This is a genomic window from Alkalicoccus chagannorensis DSM 18086 (assembly GCF_000429725.1).
GTDB lineage: Bacteria > Bacillota > Bacilli > Bacillales > Salisediminibacteriaceae > Alkalicoccus > Alkalicoccus chagannorensis.
Map to the genome: position 1 here is coordinate 377,729 of NZ_KE386944.1, position 20,136 is coordinate 397,864.

Genomic DNA, 20,136 nt, shown 5'->3' on the forward strand with positions numbered 1-20,136 from the left:
GCTTTCCGCTGCGGGCGTCGCGGTTCGTCCCATACCTCGACGTACCTCTCGCCTCCAGTGGCGAGCCGGTCTCGATGTGGCGAGCTTTTTCCCCGGGGCGACAGCCTTTCCCCTCGGGGCGTCGAGGTTCCACGGTGCAGTCGACCCCCTTTTAACGCGAGTCGACGAGCTTTCCGCCGGCGCCCGACCCGCGCCGGGAATCCACGCTGCACCAGATCCAGGCAGGCCCCTTCGATGCGGCTGCCTCCAGCGCCGGCGCGGCAACGAGCTCATGGAGTGGGTTACCAGCCGGCTGCCTCGGCAGCCGGAGGGCGAAGAAAAGGGAAGCCCCCGCCGTATGGCGAGCTTTCTGCTCGGGGCGTCACGGTTCGTTCCGTACCTCGACGTACCTCTCGGCTCCAGTGGCGAGGCGCTCCCCATGTGGCGAGCTTTTTCCCCGGGGCGACAACCTTTTGCCGCGAGTCGTCGAGGTTCCACGGTGCAGGCGACCCCCTTTGAACGCGAGTCGACGTGCTTTCCGCCGGCGCCCACCCCCGCGCCGGAAACCCACGCTGCATCAAATCCAGGCAGGCCCCTTCGATGCGGCTGCCTCGGCAGCCGGAGGGCGAAGAAAAGGGAAGCCCCCGCCGTATGGCGAGCTTTCCGCTCGGGGCGACGAGGTTTGCCCCGTACCTCGACATACCTCTCGCCTCCAGTGGCGAGGCGGTCCCCATGTGGCGAGCTTTTTCCCCGGGGCGACAACCTTTTGCCGCGAGTCGTCGAGGTTCCACGGTGCAGTCGACACCCTTTGAACGCGAGTCGACGTGCTTTCCGCCGGCGCCCACCCCCGCGCCGGAAACCCACGCTGCACCAGATCCAGGCAGGCCCCTTCGATGCGGCTGCCTTCAGCATCGCCAGTTTCCGAATACTGTAATTTTACACACTCGTCCCACGGCTTCACAAAACTTTGCCGCAGAGTATGGAAGACATTGCAAAACCTGCAGATGCCGTATCTATTCACGGATAGACGGGGTATGATGACTCTAGTCCCCAATAAAGAAGGGACACAATCTGAAGAATTCCCAGGAGGAATGTAACAATGAAGAAAAAAATCAGCCTATCCATCCTTTCGAGCGTGTTTGTTCTTGGAGCACTTGCTGCTTGCGGTGACGCAGAGAACAACGACCTCAATGACAACCTAAACAACGACCCAATTGAAAACGACGTGAACGACGATCCTGCGGACAACGACATGGACGATAACATGAACAACGACATGGACAACAACATGGACAATGACATGAATGACGACATGGACAATGACATGAATGACGACATGGATAACAACATGGATGACGACATGAACAACGACATGAATGACGACATGGACAATGACATGGACGACGACATGGATAACAACATGGACGATGACATGAACAACGACATGGACAACAACGAGTAACAACCAGCATCACCAAAGACAGGGACGTCCCACCACGCGTGGGGCGTCCCCTTCTTTTACCCAAAAAAGAACGTATGTTTCCTTAAAACCAACAACCTCCCATCAAAAGGCCCGGTTTCTCCGCCTCGGATCAAGGGAATAGGAACTTGTTGTAAAAAAGCATTCGGGATTTTCCATGAATCTGCGGTTATATTCAGATTTTTTAGATAATAAACAGCAAAAGAGGACTATTCCAGTAAAAATGTAGGGACAAAGGTCGCTGTGATTCTGATTCCGAAGCACCGATAATAACACATAGAGGTCAAAAATCTGGACGAGTCCTAAGGGAATTTAAAGGAGGCAATGGGAATGACGACAGCACCTGCACACGTAAGGACAGCCATTACCACAACGATCACTGCCGGGAGCGTCATATTCGCCGCCCCAACCGTCATCGAAGCATCGTTCGGGGATCAAACGCTCCGAAGCGGCATGCAGAACAGCAGCGTTTCCGCCCTCCAGGAAGAATTAAAAGAACGCGGCCACTACGACTACCGCGTCACCGGCGTATTCGGCCCACTGACCGAACAGGCCGTACGCAGCTTTCAGCAGAGCGAGAACCTGCAGGTCGACGGCATCGCCGGCCAGCAGACATTCGGCGCTCTCCGCACCGAAAGCGCCCCATCCACCCGCACCGGTGAAGCATCCGCGGACCGCGAAGCGATCGCAGAGCGCACCCTGCAGACGATCAGCACCGGACAAGTCCTGCGTCCCGGCACATCCGGCACCAGCGTCACCCGCCTGCAGACGGCCCTACATAAGTTAGGCTTCTACGATCACGAGCACGCCACCGGCAGCTACAACCAGGCAACCCAGCGCGCCGTCCGTAACTACCAGAACGCCCGCGGCCTCACCGTCGATGGCCTCGCCGGTCCGCAGACGCTCGGACGCCTCAACCAGGACATCAACGGATCCAACACCGCCGGCAGCGTCAGCAGTGGCAGCGGCACCTCGACAAACGACAGCGCCTCCAGCGGCGTCATCCGCCCATGGAACAGCGGCAGCCACGTCGAAGACCTCCAGCGGCGCCTGCGCGAACTCGGCTACTACGACGGCGGCATCAGCGGCCAGTACGGCCCCAAATCCCAGGCAGCCGTCCGCGCCTTCCAGCAGTCCGCCGGCATCACCGTCGACGGCCTCGCCGGACCACAGACCCGACGCGCCATGGAAAGCGCCTCTCCGAACAACGAAGTCGCTTCAGAAGACGAAAGCACATCCGGGTCAAATGGGAATGCATCCAGCGGCAGCGGCGGCGGGTCGTCCAGCAGTGCGCAGCTCACCGATGTGCTGCGCAGTGGTGCCAGCGGCTCTCAAGTGCGCCTGCTGCAGGAGAAGCTGCAAGAGCTGAACTACTACAGCGGATCCGTGAACGGGTCCTTTACGAGCGCGACCGAGACCGCTGTAAGAAACCTGCAGCGCCAGGCCGGCATCAGCGTCGACGGCGTCGCTGGTCCACAGACGTACCGCGCGCTCGCCTCCGCGGATCCTTACGACGACAGCCGTTCCGGCAGCGACAGCGCTTCTTCCGGAAACAGTAACAGCAGCGTCCTGCTGCAGCACGGCGTCCGCAGCGACGACGTCAAAGAACTGCAGGAACGGCTGCGCGCTGGCGGCTTCTTCAGCGGCAATGCGACCGGCTTCTTTGGGGATGTCACGAAACGCGCCGTGCAGGATTTCCAGCGCAAGTGGAACCTCGTCTCTGACGGCCTCGTCAACCAGGCCACGTGGGAGCAGCTCGAAGAAGTCTCCGACATTCACCAGGGCGAAGCGGTACCGGATAACACGAGCAGCGGCTCGTTCAACGTCATGAACCTGATCGCCGATGCGTCCGAGCACGTCGGGGTGCCTTACCTATGGGGAGGCACCACGCCGTCCGGCTTCGACTGCAGCGGCTTCATCCAGTACGTCTTCAAACAGAACGGCGTGAGCGTGCCGCGCACCGTAGCAGAGCAGCACCGCGTCACGACGAGTGTCTCCACGCCGCGGGCCGGCGACATCGTCTACTTTGAAACGTACCGCGCCGGACCGTCCCACAACGGGATCTACATCGGCAACGGCCAGTTCATCCACGCCGGCAGTTCCACCGGCATTACCGTCGCCAGCATGGACTCCTCCTACTGGAGCCAGCGCTACCTCGGCGCCGGCCGCGTCAACTAACAAAGACATTTCGGACGTCCTGCTCTGCGCAGCGGCGTCCTTTTTTATAGTAGCCTGTCAGGTGTGTATAACAGCAGGAACGACCTGACAGGACGACAAAGAAAAAGCAGCATGGCACCCTGGGACGGGGGTGCATGCTGCTTTTTCCTGCGCCGTGATACGTACGTACAACGGCAATATAAATGATAGGGGGGAGAGATGAAAGTGGTGGTTTCAACTCATATTTATTATGTACCACGTACGCCTCAACGTTAAACCTTATCCATTGAAAAATTTCCTGTATCCTGCATATTTTCTAAATTTATCTGCAAGGTTATCTTCCTCTATGGGAGAGGGCCTGCATAAGAAAAGCAGCCTCTCATCCTGGGACGGGGATGGAGAGACTGCCTTCATATTACCGCGGATCTATGTTCCGCAGAAATAGGGGGGAGAGATGAAAGTGGTGGTTTCAACTCTTATAAGTAGAATTACCACATGAAACCCAACCTTAAACATCCAATTTCGTAAATAGTTTCTCGTTTTTGCAGGGATGCCTCCATGCTGGATGATCAAGGAATCACGAATGAAGAAACAATGGCAAGATCGACCTTCGACCGCAAAGAAATAAAAAAACAACCATCAACCCTGGGACGGGGGTGATGGCTGCACCTTCGAACATCGTTCGTCGGTAAATAGGGGGGAGAGATGAAAGTGGTGGTTTCAACTCCTAGTTTTAGTAATTCCACGCAGCACCCGCTTTTAAACCGGAAATATGAAAAAAAAGTTCTGCAGTGGGAAGGCGCCTCCCGTTTTCTGTCTTGGATCTTAGGGGGAAGAGTCGAGGGGGTGACTGTTCCCTCTGCGGAAAAGCAGCGGCGCATCGACCATCGAAGGACCTCCGGGACCCGGTAGCTGGTAACAGATTGCATTCCTGTAAACAAAACTCTTTCTTTTTCCGCCGCTTATCCGTATAATAAGAGTAATTGGTTGAAAGCTCTACCGTCCTCCTTTTTTCGGTAGATATAGAAAATCATGTTAAAGTAAAGAGAAGCGTCCCTGCTGTTACAGCAGGGACGCTTCTCTTTTTCCTGGACATCCAGGGGTTCAGCGAGAAGCATCTTTTTCTGAAGTCGACAGCTTGACGCGGTATCTCATCCAAAGGAGCCTTCCCTGACCTCCTTCCATTTTTCTCCCACCACGAAAAGCCCCGTTCCGCGAAAAGTTTTTCTGAGTCTTCCATCACCTGATCCGATAACAAATCGAAAACAGATGTAATAATCTCGAAAAATCTATGATAAATTAGGATGCAGTGACAATCGGTGGGAGGCGTTCAGATAATTCGTTCTCCAAATATCTCTTTCATGCTCGTTGTATTACTCTTGTGTGACAAAAAACATGCCTCAGGACGCATAAGAATTGTAGAGATTCAATGATATACTGTAAATTGCATCGGCGGAAGCGGCGCGGCTGACGCAGCAATCTAACGCAGGACAATGGCGAAAAGTGGTGATTCCGTGACCAGGTGCATGGGAAGTCGGCGCGCACCAACATGCTCAACACGGGAAAACAGCGGTTTCGGTTGTCTGCTATTCAGCTTTCACCTATATCCTGACCGGCTGTGCCCAATGACCTGCAAATCATGTTCAGCCGGCAGCATGTAGATCGCAGCATACACGACGTGCAGAGCAAAGTGGTGGTTTTAACTGCACGACAAGATTAGCCGTATGCCGCTTTTACGCGATGTCCGGATACATATATATCCTACAAATAAATAGGGGGAAGGAAGTGCACGACAGATATGAAAACACTCACTCTACTGACGATGGCTCTCGCTATGTTGTTCTCACTATTTCTTGTTTCACCCGTTCAGGCAGGCACTTCATTTAACGATACGGATGCGGTTGAAGTGGAGCGGCTTGCTGCCGACGAAATCGTCAGAGGTATGGCGCCGGGACAATTTGCGCCGCAGTCCAATGTAACCAGAGGGGAAGCAGCAGCCATGATCCGCCGCAGCCTGGACATGAATGCCGGAGGCTCAGCCCCGTTTCCTGATACGAATGGACACTGGGCTGAAGGGGACATCGCCGTCATGGCAGCAGCCGGTATCATCGGCGGGCACGAAGACGGCCAGTTCCGTCCGGACGGAGAACTCCGCCGGGAAGAGATGGCAGCAATTCTGACGCGTTCGTTCAACTACGAAAGCCGTCAGAGCTCCTTTTTTACCGATGTGTCGCCAAGCCATTTTTTCTATAACAACATTACAACGCTCGGCCGCAGCGGGATCGCGAACGGGTACCCGGACGGATCATTTGGACCGGGAAGAAACATCAACCGTCTTGAATTTTCCTTGATGCTTGCCCGGACCCTGTATCCGGAATACGTACCGGAAGTGGATTCCGTCAGCCTGGAAGACAGCATCGGCACCGGTGTTGTCATCAACTCGGACACTCTGAACGTCCGGCCGGACCCATCGACCCAGTACAGCTCCATCGGGAGACTTTACCGCGGAGACGAAGTACAGATCCATGACCGTACCGGCAACTGGGCCCTCATCTCCAATGATTCCATCCGCGGGTACGTGTCGATGCATTACTTGAACATGTCGTTGAATCCAGGAGAAGGTGGAGGTCTCGAGGGACGAACCATCATGATCGACCCAGGTCATGGCGGCAGTGATCCAGGTGCAGTTGCTAATGGCGTCGTTGAAAAAGAAATCAACCTCGATGTCAGCCTGCGCCTCGAACAGAAATTGCAGGCAGCAGGAGCAGAAGTCCTGATGACCCGTCGAGGCGACTGGTTCCCTTCTCTGCAGGATCGAGTTCGACAGGCGAACAGTTCGAACGCCGATATTTTCATCAGCGTACATGCCAATGCTGCAGGTGCTACAGCAGCACGCGGGTCAGAAACGTTTTACAACACGACGTATTGGGCCGGTAACAGCCAGACACTGGCGGAAACGCTCCAGTCCCAGATGCTTGATAAGCTGAACACCGTCGACCGAGGCGTCAAGCGGGCGAACTTCTACGTTATTCGTAACACAAGAATCCCGTCCGCACTCATTGAGCTCGGATTCATGACCAATGCCCAGGAAGCAGCAAGAATGCGCACGGATGCTTTCCGTGAGGCGTCAGCAGAAGCATTGTATGAAGGTATTATCGACTATTACGACCGCCGCTCCTAATGCGTGGACCCGGCTGTACCCCGTCTTACACTCAGGTGTGAGGCGGGGTTTTTTGTAGTATAAAATTTTGGAGCACGTAGACCACAGCTTCGTGCGCTGCGAGAGAAGGAAGAAGAAACCTTTCTTCCCTCGAAAAGGATGAGGCGCACGCCGTACCGAGCAAAGGATGCTTTGTGGTTTTGGTCTCTCATTACGAGGCTTTCGTGGAGACGTCTTCTATCTATAGAAAACGAGCAACGTCCGACTCTGGCGCTGCGAGCAGCACCTGCTGTTGTGCTGTTATCCCACAGCGGTTGCCTCTCGGAGGAACAGCATGAGACTTTTTCATTTCTGTAGGATTTTTGGTGAAAACTTTTTCCTATCCGTACCTTTTTCCCGCTCATTCCGCTAGACTGGAGAGAAGAGAATTTGACCGACACCTTAGAAAGGAGCATCTATATGAAATACATCCTCTATTGTATCCTGCTGCTGCTCCTGAGCGCAGCCTCCCTTCCCTCCGACAGCCATACATACTTTCTTATTCTGGAAGAAGGAGAAGACCCAGATTTTGAAAAAGAAGAGATTGACCTGCAGTACCATCTCGAACACCTCGATATTGCTGTTGTCGACATGCCGGCATCCATCATCTCGGAAGTAGAAGCGAAAGATGTCGTAGATACGGTCGAACGCGATGAAATGGTCTTTCTAGACACGTCCGTAGATGAGGTGAGCACGTCTGCAAGCACGTCTTGGGCGTTGAATCAAATCAATCATCAGACTGCCGTGGATGCGGGGCTTACCGGAGACGGGGTCAGGGCAGCCGTCATGGACACCGGCATTTCGGATGCCCACCCGGATCTCCGCGTCGCGGGAGGGTACAATTTCTTTAATGATAACAACGACTGGGCTGACGATAATGGTCACGGGTCCCATGTGGCCGGGCTCCTCGCCGGCAGGTCACCAGATGCATCCGGCGTAGCCGGCGTGGCACCGGACGTTGATTTGTACGCGCTCAAAGTAATGGACGAGCGCGGGCGCGGCACGCAGTCCGTGATGGCACGGGCCATTGACTGGTCTCTCGAGGCTGACGTGGACATCCTGAATATGTCTGTCGGCGGCGTCAGCTCCAGTGCGATGCTGCAGCGGGCCGTAGAGCGGGCGGAGGCAGAAGGAATGCTGCTCGTGGCCGCAGCAGGCAACGGTGGGGAAGAACAGAACCAGACCACGACAATCGATTTCCCCGCCCGCTATGATGAAGTGATTGCCGTGGGAGCAGTCAATCGCCTGGACCAGCGCGCACCATTTTCCAGCTATGGACCGCAGCTGGAAGTTGCCGCTCCGGGGGTGGCATTGACGAGTGCGGACGCTGGGTCGAGCTATCAGACGAAAAGCGGGACTTCGATGGCCACCCCGTTCGTGAGCGGCATGCTCGCGCTGATGCAGGAGGCAGAGCCTTCGTTATCCAGCGGGGACATGCGCAGCCAGCTCCGGGATTGGGTGCAGCCGCTCGGACAGGCACAGCCGAACCGACAAACCGGCTATGGCAGGATTGAGTTTCCGGCGGAGATGACCGTTGAGCCAAGGCCGGCGCGCCCAGTCCGGCAGGTGCATGCGGAAGCAGGAGCGATCACCACTGACTATGCGGACATCAACGTAGAGTGGGAAGACCGCAGCCGAGCGTCTGCAGAGGTGACATACACGCTCCGCAGGAATGGTGACACCATCTACGAAGGAGAGGAGCTCTCTCATACGGATAGAGTGAATGAAGACGGGGATTATACGTACAGCGTGACGGTGGAAGAAGCGGCTTCTCCCCCCTCGGAGGCCGTCCAGTCGCGCGCGCTCCGCATCCGCCTCGCAGATCCTTACGCCTCTGTCTTGAGCCGGTTCAGTGACGTCAGCGAAGGAGCATGGTACCTGTCGAATATGGCCCCGCTCGTCGAAGAAGGGATTTTTGGAGGGTTTCCGGACGGCACCCTCCGCCCGTCCAATGAGGTGACGCGAGGCCAGGTCGTCACCTTGTTCGCCCGCGATCAAGGATGGAGCACGAGCGAGACGACGACCCGATTTGACGATGTGAGCCAATCCAACTTCGCAGCCGGCGCGATCGCGGAAGCATCCAGGCGGGGAGTGGTGAACGGGTATCCGGACGGTACGTTCCGCCCGTCCCAGCCTGTCAGCCGCGGGGAACTGACCGTGATGTTCCACAATGTCTACAACTTCTCCTCGACCACGGCACCGCCGGCGTTCTCCGATGTTCGAGAAGACCGGTTCTACTATGGCAGCTTGATCCGTCTAGCAGATGCAGGGGTTGTACAGGGATACCCGGACGGTACCTTCCGGCCTGGGAATCCGGTCACCCGCGCAGAATTCAGCGCGATGCTCCACAGGACCCGCTCCCGTTAACGAAGGGTAGTTGTTTTTCGTCACACAACTGGATGACGCAGCCATCTCTTTACGCCCATCAGCGGAGGAGTGGCTGCAAGATTGTTTCAAATTATATGGCGGAAAAATAGGCTGAAATGTAACAATTTGATAACAAAGGTGTAAATAATGAATGGAACGGTTTCTATATGGCAAAAGTGTGGTAGACTAAGAAAGGATAAAGTTTTCCCATGGCACCAGCAACAGCAAGTTTAACCCTTATTTCCTCACATGCATCTACCAATCATCCCACTTTTCTTTTCACCATTTACCATATTACAAGAAGTGACGGAAATCTATTGGAATTGTCGTACATTATGGTTGACAATACAATTTGAGGAAATTATACTTAAGTTTGCAGGTTACATTGGGCAGACTGGTTTCTACTGCAACTTTTGCAGGATGAAACAGAAAGTCTCGTACAATCTTGCATTGTACATACAAAAAAGGAGGAATTTTTTACATGGCTTATCAACCAAAGTCTTACCGCAAGTTTCTAGCAACTGGTGTCGCAACAGCACTGGTGGCAACAGCCGTAGCACCATCCGCAGCAGCAGACACGTCTTTCGATGACGTTCAGGAAGGTCAATATTACACGGACGCTGTCAACGACATGGCTGCAGCGCAGTTCATCCTCGGTATCGGTGACGGACAGTTCGGCGTAGACACTGAACTTCGTCGTGGCGACGCAGTACTCCTCTTCTCCCGAATCTTCAACTGGGACCTTACAGACGTAGAAGACCCAGGCTTTGAGGATCTCGACGAAGACGACTACTACTATGAAGCAGTAGCGAAAGCAGTTGAACTCGGCTTCATCAGCGGTCGTTCCGCTACTGAATTCGACGGACAAGCTTCTCTGAACCGTGGAGAAATGGCTGCGATCCTGACTCGCGTTCTGGACCTCAACACAGATGTTCCAGAATCCGACTTCGAAGACCGCGATGCATTCGGCGGCGAGTACGCTTCCAACATTGACGCACTTGTTGCAGCAGGTCTTACTGAAGGTGTCAGCGAAACACAGTACGGCACAAGCCTGAACGTAGAGCGTGAAGACTTCGCGACATTCCTCTACCGTGACGACAACGTAAACCAGATCGTTGAAAACCAGATTGCTGACCGTGCGCTGACAGTTGATGGAATCAACCAGACAAGCACAACTAGCTTCGAGGTAGAGCTGGACGGCCCAATTTCTTCTAACGAGTACTTCGAGCAGCTTCTTGAAGTAGGCGTAGAGCTGGAAGATGGTACAGAAATAACTCCAGAAGTTACTGGCATCTCTGTTTCTGAAGACCGCGAAACAGTCACTGTCGAGCACGAAAACAATGACCTTGATGGTCTCGTTGGTACGCTCACAGTTAACGGATTCACAGTAGACTTCAACTTCGATGTTGTTGGTGTTGAGAATGTTACAGCAGAAAACAACTTCAACGTAACTACGGTAGCTGCTGACATCACAGGCCCAGTAGAAGAAGACACTGAAGTAGAATTCGAAATCTTCGCGTTTGGTGACACTGATGAAGATGCAGCAGCATCTGAAACAGTTGAAATCGACGAAGCAGGCGAAGTATCTACTGAATTTGAATTCCTTCCAGCAGGAGATCACGTAGCTCGAGTTACAGCTGACGGCGCTTCTGAAGAAGTAGAATTCACAGTAGACTTCAACCTCCAGGTTACTTCTATCGACAACCTCGACCGTAACGGCGTGACAGTTGAATTCAACGAGCTCGACGAAGCAGTTGAAGATGCTACACTGACTGTTGTTAACAACGAAGGTGAAGAAGTAGAAGTTGAATCTCAGGATCTCGTTGAAGGCGAAACAGTTGCAACATTCGACTTCGAAGAGCGTCTTTCTGACGACCCAGAAGGCACTTGGACTGTAAACGGTGTTGAGCTTGACTTTGATCTTCAAGAACTGCTTGATGACTTGAACAGTGCTCAGGGAGAACTGAATATCTTCAGAGCGCTTCAAGCATTTGAAGATGCGTATGGTCTTGAGAACCTAAACTCTGACAACTCCCAGCAATATGCTGTCGCTCTGGGAGAGTTGGACGAGCCGCTATCTTCTTTCCAGGATGTTCAAGACTTCGTCAACGATGTAAATGAAGACGTTGAAGATGGTTCCACTACGGAAGAAGTATTGGAAGATCTTGAGGAAGCTCTTGAAGGTAGTGACTTAAATCTACTGAACTTCTTGAACTCTAACTTCGATAGAGTCAATGAAGATGAGCTTGATAGCTATCGAGAAGACCTCATTGAACTTCTAGACGAAGACAATGGCGATGATGACATCTCCCTTGACGATGTTCAAGGTGTCATTGATGACATCAACGTTAATGTTGCTGAAACTGCCGTCCGTGAAGCAGAAGCTAGCTTCGACCGTGATGATCTAGATGATGCAGCAGCTTTGCTCGAGTTTGTACCTGCTGACGATGAGGATGACGAAGATGACACTACACTCGCTGATCTAGAAGATCGCGTAGGTGCTCACGATCGCTTCCTGCGACTTGCTGAAGCAAATACAGACGCTCAATTCGAAAGTGCTTACAATTCTTATGTTTCTTTCATTGATGATGAAGATATCATTGGTGATGCACCATTCTACTCTGCTGCACGTTCGAACTATCGAGCTGAAATGGAATCACTAGTAGACGACAATGATCTAGAAGATGCAGATGAAGACGTCCTTAAAGACATTAATGCTGCAAGAATTGAAGCAGAAGTGATTCTAGAAGGTAATGCATCAGCGCAAGTAGAGGCTGTAGATCCACTAAGCGAATATGTTTCCTCTGATGATAACGGTGATGTTAATCCCGAGGATACTGACGAGATCTTAGAAGATCTTGAGAACTTTGCAGCTGTGACTGAACTTGATGCATCCGATATCGAAACAGATGATGATACTCTAGAAAACTATAGAGATCAAATCGCGGATAACGTTAATTTTGAAGAAGACATCAATGATGTAGTAGAAGATATTATTGGGCAAATTGAGGTTGTCAATTCTGGCCTAGATACTCAAGCTGCGATTGAAACTATTAATGAATCAACTTCCGCTTCTGATGTAAGAACGGCTCTTACATTCATCGCTCTAGAGCAAGAAGGTAGTGATGTAGCAGAACGATTTATCAATGATTACAATTCTCAAGCTCGTCTTGAAATTGCTCAAATCATTATTGATGATGAGTATCTGGGTGAAGATGATGAAGCAGAAGACTTCGATGATAGTGATGATGTTCTAGCAGCTCTTGAACAGGCTATGGATACTCATGACGATACTCTAAGCTCCTTCAATGGCGATGAGACCGATGGAAGTGGTCTTGATCTTAATAATGCCTCCACTACAGAGGTTCGCGAGGCTATTGTAGAATATGGCAACGATGCGTTTGATGATCTATCGGGTGCTGAACAAGTTGCTGTGGCCGAATGGGTCCTCAATAACGTAACTACGGTTGATGGTGACGAAGAAGATCCACGTAACTTCACGGAAGATCAACTAGATTCCTTCCTCGAAGCAGATGAGCTAATTGAAAATGCAATTGCTGAAGCATTGTAATTAAGAAAGTTTATGGACAAGTCAGGGATATACTCCCTGGCTTGTCTTATTTTTAGTATAAGAAAGGCTCTAAAATATGGCTCTAAAATATATGTTGGGGTAGGAAAACAATTCACACAAAAAGCACGCAGACCCTGCTATCTTTGATACTTGAGTTGTCGAGAAACAAGTTCAGGCGGCTCTATGTGCATAATTCACTCTACAACTAAACGGGTTAGAAAAAGCGATATGCATAAATCAGAAAGGCTGGAAGGAGAGCTGCACCTTCATATCGAATTGAAGCGGAAGCCCCATCGCTGTCCGGATTGTGATCAACGAACGAAGACCATCCATGATTACCGCCTGGAGAAGATTCAGCACCTGAAAATGTGGGAGCGGCCAACGGTGCTGTTCTACCGCCGCCGGCGGTACATTTGTGCCTGCGGGAAGCGATTTGCAGAGAAGTATAGCTTTGTGGAGAGATGCCAGGGACACAACATGAAATAGAATGAGGCGCTTAACTTGCATAGGATCCAGGGGTGTGACTTCATAGGCAGCGCGAAGCAATTCCTACAGAATCGTTGACCGCAATGAGAGTTGTCCAATATTATTTATCATGAAGTAGCATAACAACGTTGTTCACGTTCAAAGTCGTTTAGATACATAGCTGAAGGAAATAAACAAAATCCTAAATTCTATAGCTGTCCTATTAATCTTACCAATGACTTGGCGTTCAATTTCATCTAATGGTTGATTACTCACCCAGGAAGAACTATAGTTTAAGGAGGTGCATGATTAAGAGAACGTTAGGAGAATGGCAATGTATAAAGTTTCGGCAACAGAAGTAGACAGCAGCGTGAGAAAGGCAGTTCCAAGCTATTTAAATCGTGCTTCAGTAACTATAGGGATTGATGAAGAAAAACTTTTTTTAGAGCTGGATGCTAAATTGGCTAAGGAAGAAAAGAGGGAGCTGCCTGAAGCGAAAAATCTAGAACACATATTGGAGCATTCGAAACAACTGTTGCTCGAAGAGGATTATTTTAAAGAGATTAGTAATAGAATCCACTTACTGTTCTTTCTTTTAGATGTTGATGGGAAGCTTCAGAATGATTCTGAGCTTCTTCTGGATGGTGCAACCATCAGAAAGTTAAGAAAAGCGAAGAGGCTTCCAATAGCTGACAGAATGATACATGAGTATGGTATTGATCTCAGCGCGAAAGTAAAATCCTCTTCTGTCGTTACAATAGAAACTTTGAGAGAGGCAGCCAATTTCAAAGAGTTTATGGATCTGTATTTTGAGGCTTGTACGAATGAGTTTATCAATGCGGGTTCTGTTGTAAGGCACTCAGTCGGGCATGAATTGTATCAGAATATAGAATCCTATAACAGCATAGACCAACTTAATGAAGCCGCTCAAACAGGCATCTCTGAGTTGAATACTTCTGTTCTTGAATTCTCGAGTGCGGAAAACGTTGATCAAATGATGGAGCTCATGTATCGCTTTCATTTAAATTCCTTCACCGGGCAGATGTTTTCCATCCAGCAGCGTACTGCGGAGAAGCTTTTAAATGAAAACCTTCGGAATGAATCTTTTTCTGGATTTGTTAGACTAATGGAGAAGAAGATCGAAGAATCCAAACAACAATTGCTGATCGAAAATCAATTCTCCCGCCATGTGTTATCTTTAGTTCCGGTCAATGCACGTTCGGTGGCATTTCGAAGTGTAGCATGGGATGATGTGAATCAGGATGCGGAGTTTGTGGCTGTGAACCAAGGTGAAGAAGACATAACGAAATTTTCTACGATCCAGTTTGAACGTATGTCGACGTAAAAGTATCATCTGAATAGTAAGCTTCTGTTCATTTTCGTATCAACAAGCGTGCCGAGAATGGTCCCGTTATTGCAGCTTCCTACCTAAAGGGTGGGGAGCTCTTTTTCATAGGCGGATCGACTACTTTGTTGGAAATGACGCAGAAATCTATAAATAGAATTGACATTATTCTGAAAATAATATATTTTGGATTACGAAGGACTTTGGATGATTATTGAATATTTACCATCCTTCGTTCTGATTTTTAAATTCATAGGAGGGGTTGGATGCGGAAAAAGGGAACAAAACTATCAGCAGTGACGCTTGGCCTTTTACTGGTTTCTTCAGCAGCAGTGACACCGGCAGCGGCAGAGACGACTGGAGATGGCGAGAGAGTGACATCTCTTTCAGATCACACGGAAACACAGGAGCGGGACGGTCTGTCAGAGCTTCAAGAGATAACAGGTGCTGAAGCAGATGAGAAAGTGGACGTTATTATTGAATTAGAAGAATTGTCCGGAATTGAACGAGCTACTATGCAGCAGCAGTCCTACCAGGACTTAAGCGAAGAAGAACAACAAGCTTTCGAGAGAGAAATTGTATCTTCCCAAGAACTTGTCAAGCAGTCAGTAGCAGACGCAGGTCTGGACATTGAGTACATAGAGGAGTTTCAAACAGTGCTGAATGGCTTTAGTGCAGAAGTAACTCCAGAAGAAGCGGAACGTTTGGAGTCGCTGCTGGGTATTAAGAGAGTAAGTCCGGTACAGGAGTATGAGAGACCGGAAGTGACACCGGATACGAATTTCGGTTCTGAAATGGTTGAAGCACAGCAGGCCCGCGATGCTTACGGGTTTGATGGTGAAGGGATGGTTATCGGCGTTATCGACAGCGGAGCTGATCCGGAACATCAGGATTTCGTTCTTGATGAAGGCGTAGAAACGGCCATTACTGAGGAGGACGTAGAAGGCCACGATGGACCTGGTGCCTTTGCGACGGACAAAGTTCCATATGAATATAATTATATGGATCAAGACGAAGTGACAAGAGATATAATGGCAGATGCAAGTCATGGTATGCACGTAGCAGGGACAGCTGCTGCGAATGGAGACCCGGAGGAAGGTGGGATTCAAGGGGTAGCTCCGAACGCACAGATATTAAATTTAAAAGTGTTTGGTAATGACCCTGAATTACAGACGACGTCAAGTGATGTCTACATTCAAGCGATGGAAGATGCTGTAGAGCTTGGAGCAGATGTATTGAACCTCAGCCTCGGTTCTCCGGCAGGCTTCTCTTTACCAGAAAGTCCGGAGCAGGAGGCCGTGGAGAATGCGAAGGATAATGGATTGATTGTTTCTATCTCCGCAGGCAACTCGGACCGGATGGGGAGTGGTTATGCTGAACCGTTTGCAGCTAACCCGGAAACCGGGGTTGTAGGGGCTCCTTCGGTGTCCGAGAGTTCTATTTCCGTCGCCTCCAGTGAGAACACCCACATGCAGGTGGATCTGCTCCGCTATGAGGGAGAAGAAACAAATACACTTCCATACGGGTCTTATTCTGCTTACGACCCCCAGGACGTCCTTGATGGCGAATATGAACTTGTTTATGCCGGACTTGGCCAGGAAAGTGATTTTGAAGAACTGGATGAAGATGTCGAAGGCAAGATTGTTGTCACCATGCGTGGAGAAAACCCATTTACCGAGAAAACCTTGAACGCGCAAGACAGGGGTGCTGTCGGAAGTATCATCGTCAATAATGAACCGGGCTCCATTTCACTGGCGTCGGATCCTGAGATTGAAATTCCTCATCTAGGGATGTCCAATGAAGCAGGAATGGAACTCGTCGAGGAGATGCAAAACACATCCGTGACAGTCGATTTCTCCGAAGGAACCCAGACGGTAGAAAATCCTCAAATGAATGAGATGTCCGATTTCACGAGCTGGGGATTAACGCCGACCCTTGAATTCAAGCCGGAAATTACGGCTCCAGGAGGTCAGATTCTTTCTACGTTGGAAGAAGGGGAATACGGCGTGATGAGCGGAACTTCGATGGCTGCTCCACATGTAGCTGGTGGGAGTGCCTTGATGTTGGAACGTGTGGAAGAATTGTTTGATTTGAGTGGTTTCGAGAAAGCACAGAAAGCGGAGACCATGATGATGAATACCGCAGAGCCGAAGTTGGATTCTGCGGAGAACAATGAATGGGAAACATTCTATTCTCCACGAAGACAAGGTGCTGGGGAAATGAACCTTTACAGCGCTGGATCGACGCCGGTTACGGTAACGTATAGCGATACGAATAAAGGCACCGTTGCACTGAAGGAGTTTGAACAAACGACCAGCTTCGAACTGGACGTAAGAAACTTCAGCGAAGAAGAGGTAACGTATGATGTCGATACTGCCGTTCAATCCATGCAGGTGAATGGCAATCGTGTCTCTGATGACGCAGGACCTCTCGAAGGTGCTGAGGTCAACGTAGAGGGTGGAGAGGAAGAGCTTCACTTAGAGGCAGGGGAAGAAACGTCTGTTACCATTCATGTCGATACAACAGATGCGGAAGTCTATGATCAGGAGGCCGGCGCCTACGTTTCGGCAGTGGAGGCATTCGAGAATGGATACTTCGTAGACGGATTTGTCACTTTTGATGCGGTCAATGATGATGCTCCGCAGCTGTCCGTCCCTTTTTCAGGTTTTGATGGACCATGGGGAGATGCACCGCATGTGGATCCGGCAGCCCATGAAGAAGAAGCTTTTTACGATGGAATTCCTGAAGGAACAGGGCTGCTTCTTTTCGACGGATTTAACTTGCTGCCACTCGGACTAAATCCATTCACAGAGGAAGTGGACGAAGAAAATCTAGCATTTTCGCCGCAATCAGGCATGCTGCTTCCAGAGGTGTCCCTTCTACGAAATGTAGAGTCGTTGAATGTACACCTTTTGGATGAAGAAGGGAATCAAAAAAAGACGATCTTAGAAGAGGAGAATCTACCGAAGAGCTATTTTGACGGAGGTATGGTCCCTTCAACGTTGCTGGAAGAAGCATTGTGGACAGGAGAGATAGGAGGGAATCTGGTGGAAGATGGTGATTACATCATTCAATATGAAACCACTCTTCCTTTCGATGATACGGAAACTCAGACATACGATATCCCATTCGTCCTTGATACGACCCCTCCCGTGGTTTCGAATGTAGAAATAGAAAATGAAAACACGATTCTATGGGAAGAAGAGGCCAACGGGTCTGATGTTCTTGCTGCTCAGGTAATGATCAATGGGATAGAAGAAACGTTTATGGAAAGTGGAGTAGAGGAGTTCAGTCTTGATGAGAACCTGGAGGAAGGAGACCATGTTCAAGTTGCAGTAATTGATTATGCTGATAATGTAGGTGCTGCAGAACAAACATATGTAGACGGTGATCTCAGTCTCATCGTGGATTCTCCTCAGCCAAATACCATCACCAACGTTGATGAGAAAATTGTCGAAGGCCAAGTCTTTGCGGAAGACGGGCTGGATTCGCTTCAACTCAACGAAGAAGAGCTGGATGTTGAAGAGACGAACGAAGGCTGGTATTCCTTCGGTGAAAGTATCGCATTTGAGGAAGGCACTAAGGAGCTCACGTTCGAAGCAGTAGATAATGAAGGAGACCAATCAGAGGTGACCCGTTCGCTGCTGGTAGATCGCACAGCTCCAGAGATTGACTTAAGTGAAGCACCAGAAAATGTACCAAACGGCTCCAGCAGCGTAGAAGTTCCTGTGACGCTGACGGACAATAACGACGCGGTTGATTTATATGTCAACGGATCACAGGTGATCGAAGTGACGAGTGAGGACCTTTTTGCAGACAATGAACTGAATGAAACGGTCGAAGTGTCGCTTGATCTTGAAACAGGAAGCAATACCTTTGAGATGGAAGCTTTCGATGCAGCCGGCAACTCGACAGAAAAAACGTACGAAGTAACGAGAGCCGAAGCTCCAAGCGGCGGCAGCATTCCTGTTCCAAGTCCTCCAGTGGAAGAAGAGCAGGAGCAGGATGGAGAACATCTGAATCAAATTGAATCGCAGTTAGAAGAAGAAGGAGAGACAGTCGTTCTATCGGTGGAAGAGGAAACCGGAGAATTAAACCTTTCAGAGGAAGAACTGAAAAAAACGGCAGAGCAACAACGTCATCTAACAGTGGAAAGTGCTGATGCTTCTGTTACAATCCCTTCTAGTGTGGTAGAAGAGATGGCGGCAGCTGGAGAAGGCAGTATCCGCCTGAACATGAGTGAAACGGAAGAAGACAATGCTGTTTCTGAAGCCTTGGAAGTATCCGTTCAGGCAGGCGAAGAATCGATGGATGAGTTTAGTGATGCAGTCACCATCACCATGAATGTGAACGAGGAGGAGAGCGACCCTCGCACCATCGTCGGCTACCACATCGATGACGACGGCGAGCGCACGTTCAAAGGCGGAAATGCCGAGGACGGCACGCTGACGTTCACGACGGACCACTTCTCGACGTTCGTCGCCGTTGACAATGCGCGTACATTTGATGATGCAGTCGACCACTGGTCCGAAGACTACGTGACCGTGATGGCCGCGCGCGAAGTGATTGAAGGCATGGACGACGACAGTTTCCAGCCGGAAGGCGATGTCACCCGGGCGGAATTTGCCGCACTTGTGACCCGCTCCTTCGAGCTGGAAGCAGAAGAAGCTCCAACCTTTGATGACACTGACAGCGGCGCGTGGTATGCCGATTACGTCGCGGCTGCCGCAGAAGCAGGAGTGGTTGAGGGGGACGGAAACGAGTTCCGTCCGGACGACACGATCACCCGCGAAGAAATGGCGCTCATGCTCGTGCGTGCCTATGAGCTGGACGGCGAGATGCAGGAAGGAACGGCGACGTTCCTTGACCAGCGCGACATTAACGACTGGTCCGCCGAGGCTGTTTCAAAAGCAGCGCAGGCAGGCTGGATCGAAGGTCGGGACAACGACCGGTTCGATCCACAGGACACAGCGACCCGCGGCGAAGCCGCAGCGGTCTTCTACCGCACGATGGGAATCGAATAAACGCAGTACCGCGACCCGGGAGAGCCTCTGCTTTCCCGGGCCGTTTTTGTGACGTAAAGCAGGTGAAACGAGGAGTGAGCGTTGCTGCTTGTATGGCGGGCTTACTGTGGACAGTCGACGAGGTTGGGACCGTACCTCGACGTACCTCTCGCCTCGAGTGGCGGGGTTGCGTAAGCGTCAAAGAATACGTACGGAAAGCAGGCACTGGCGTGCCTGCCGCTCCAGGCGAACGCTTTCCGCAGGGCTTGTCTTCAACTACTTCTTCCCCTCTCCCGGGGAAGAAGGGATTTTCAGACGGCGCTGATCCTGTCGGAGTCGTCGCCTTCTGCTCGGGCACGCCAAAAAGCCGTATACCTTTCTCTTTTTCAAGAACGGCATACGGCCCATCGGCCGCTGGTGACGCTTATTCCAGCTTGAAGACAAAGGCTTCCTGCATGGCCGGCGCCCACGGCAGGTACTCCTTTAGAACATCGGGCTCCAGGGAGGGCAGGTTCGGCAGGGTTTCCAACAGGTAGCGCAGGTACGCATGGATATTCAGCCTGTTCGCCT

Annotated in this window: 7 protein-coding genes and 1 pseudogene; all 8 read left to right on the forward strand. The window is 51.0% G+C overall.

Translation table 11 applies throughout. The features are described 5' to 3' along the window. The first annotated feature begins 1,078 nt into the window (after window positions 1–1,078). On the forward strand, window positions 1,079–1,441 hold the full coding sequence (locus G477_RS0116720) for a hypothetical protein (protein WP_026698893.1): 363 nt from the start codon (window positions 1,079–1,081) through the stop codon (window positions 1,439–1,441). A 348-nt stretch (window positions 1,442–1,789) separates the two neighbouring features. After that, window positions 1,790–3,637 (forward strand): C40 family peptidase, encoded by a 1,848-nt coding sequence (locus G477_RS20060; RefSeq protein WP_051288156.1) that lies wholly within the window; start codon window positions 1,790–1,792, stop codon window positions 3,635–3,637. Window positions 3,638–5,414: 1,777 nt separating this feature from the next. Beyond that, a complete protein-coding gene (locus G477_RS20690) occupies window positions 5,415–6,797 on the forward strand; it encodes an N-acetylmuramoyl-L-alanine amidase (protein ID WP_026698895.1) in 1,383 nt (460 codons plus the stop codon). Window positions 6,798–7,235: 438 nt separating this feature from the next. Next, the gene (locus G477_RS20695) at window positions 7,236–9,182 is read left to right on the forward strand and encodes a S8 family peptidase (protein ID WP_051288158.1); all 1,947 of its coding nucleotides are present in this window, start codon (window positions 7,236–7,238) and stop codon (window positions 9,180–9,182) included. Between the two features lie 481 nt (window positions 9,183–9,663). Beyond that, window positions 9,664–12,753 carry an S-layer homology domain-containing protein gene (locus G477_RS0116740; protein WP_026698896.1) on the forward strand — a complete coding sequence of 1,030 codons (3,090 nt, stop codon included), beginning with the start codon at window positions 9,664–9,666 and terminating at the stop codon, window positions 12,751–12,753. 273 nt (window positions 12,754–13,026) lie between these two features. Continuing rightward, a pseudogene (locus G477_RS21730) lies at window positions 13,027–13,222 on the forward strand (transposase family protein); the annotation flags it as partial. 330 nt (window positions 13,223–13,552) lie between these two features. Then, window positions 13,553–14,563: a hypothetical protein gene (locus G477_RS0116750; RefSeq protein ID WP_026698898.1), complete on the forward strand. Its 1,011-nt coding sequence runs from the start codon at window positions 13,553–13,555 to the stop codon at window positions 14,561–14,563. Between the two features lie 266 nt (window positions 14,564–14,829). Further along, entirely contained in the window at window positions 14,830–19,587 is a 4,758-nt protein-coding gene (locus G477_RS20075; RefSeq protein ID WP_051288160.1) for a S8 family serine peptidase, read from the forward strand. The last annotated feature ends 549 nt before the right edge of the window (window positions 19,588–20,136 follow it).

Excerpts from the sequence above, each read along its gene's own strand:
- G477_RS20060 (WP_051288156.1), top strand. The coding sequence starts at position 1,790 with ATGACGACAGCACCTGCACACGTAAGGACAGCCATTACCACAACGATC.
- G477_RS20690 (WP_026698895.1), top strand. The coding sequence starts at position 5,415 with ATGAAAACACTCACTCTACTGACGATGGCTCTCGCTATGTTGTTCTCA.
- G477_RS20695 (WP_051288158.1), top strand. The coding sequence starts at position 7,236 with ATGAAATACATCCTCTATTGTATCCTGCTGCTGCTCCTGAGCGCAGCC.
- G477_RS0116750 (WP_026698898.1), top strand. The coding sequence starts at position 13,553 with ATGTATAAAGTTTCGGCAACAGAAGTAGACAGCAGCGTGAGAAAGGCA.
- G477_RS20075 (WP_051288160.1), top strand. The coding sequence starts at position 14,830 with ATGCGGAAAAAGGGAACAAAACTATCAGCAGTGACGCTTGGCCTTTTA.
- G477_RS0116740 (WP_026698896.1), top strand. The coding sequence starts at position 9,664 with ATGGCTTATCAACCAAAGTCTTACCGCAAGTTTCTAGCAACTGGTGTC.
- G477_RS0116720 (WP_026698893.1), top strand. The coding sequence starts at position 1,079 with ATGAAGAAAAAAATCAGCCTATCCATCCTTTCGAGCGTGTTTGTTCTT.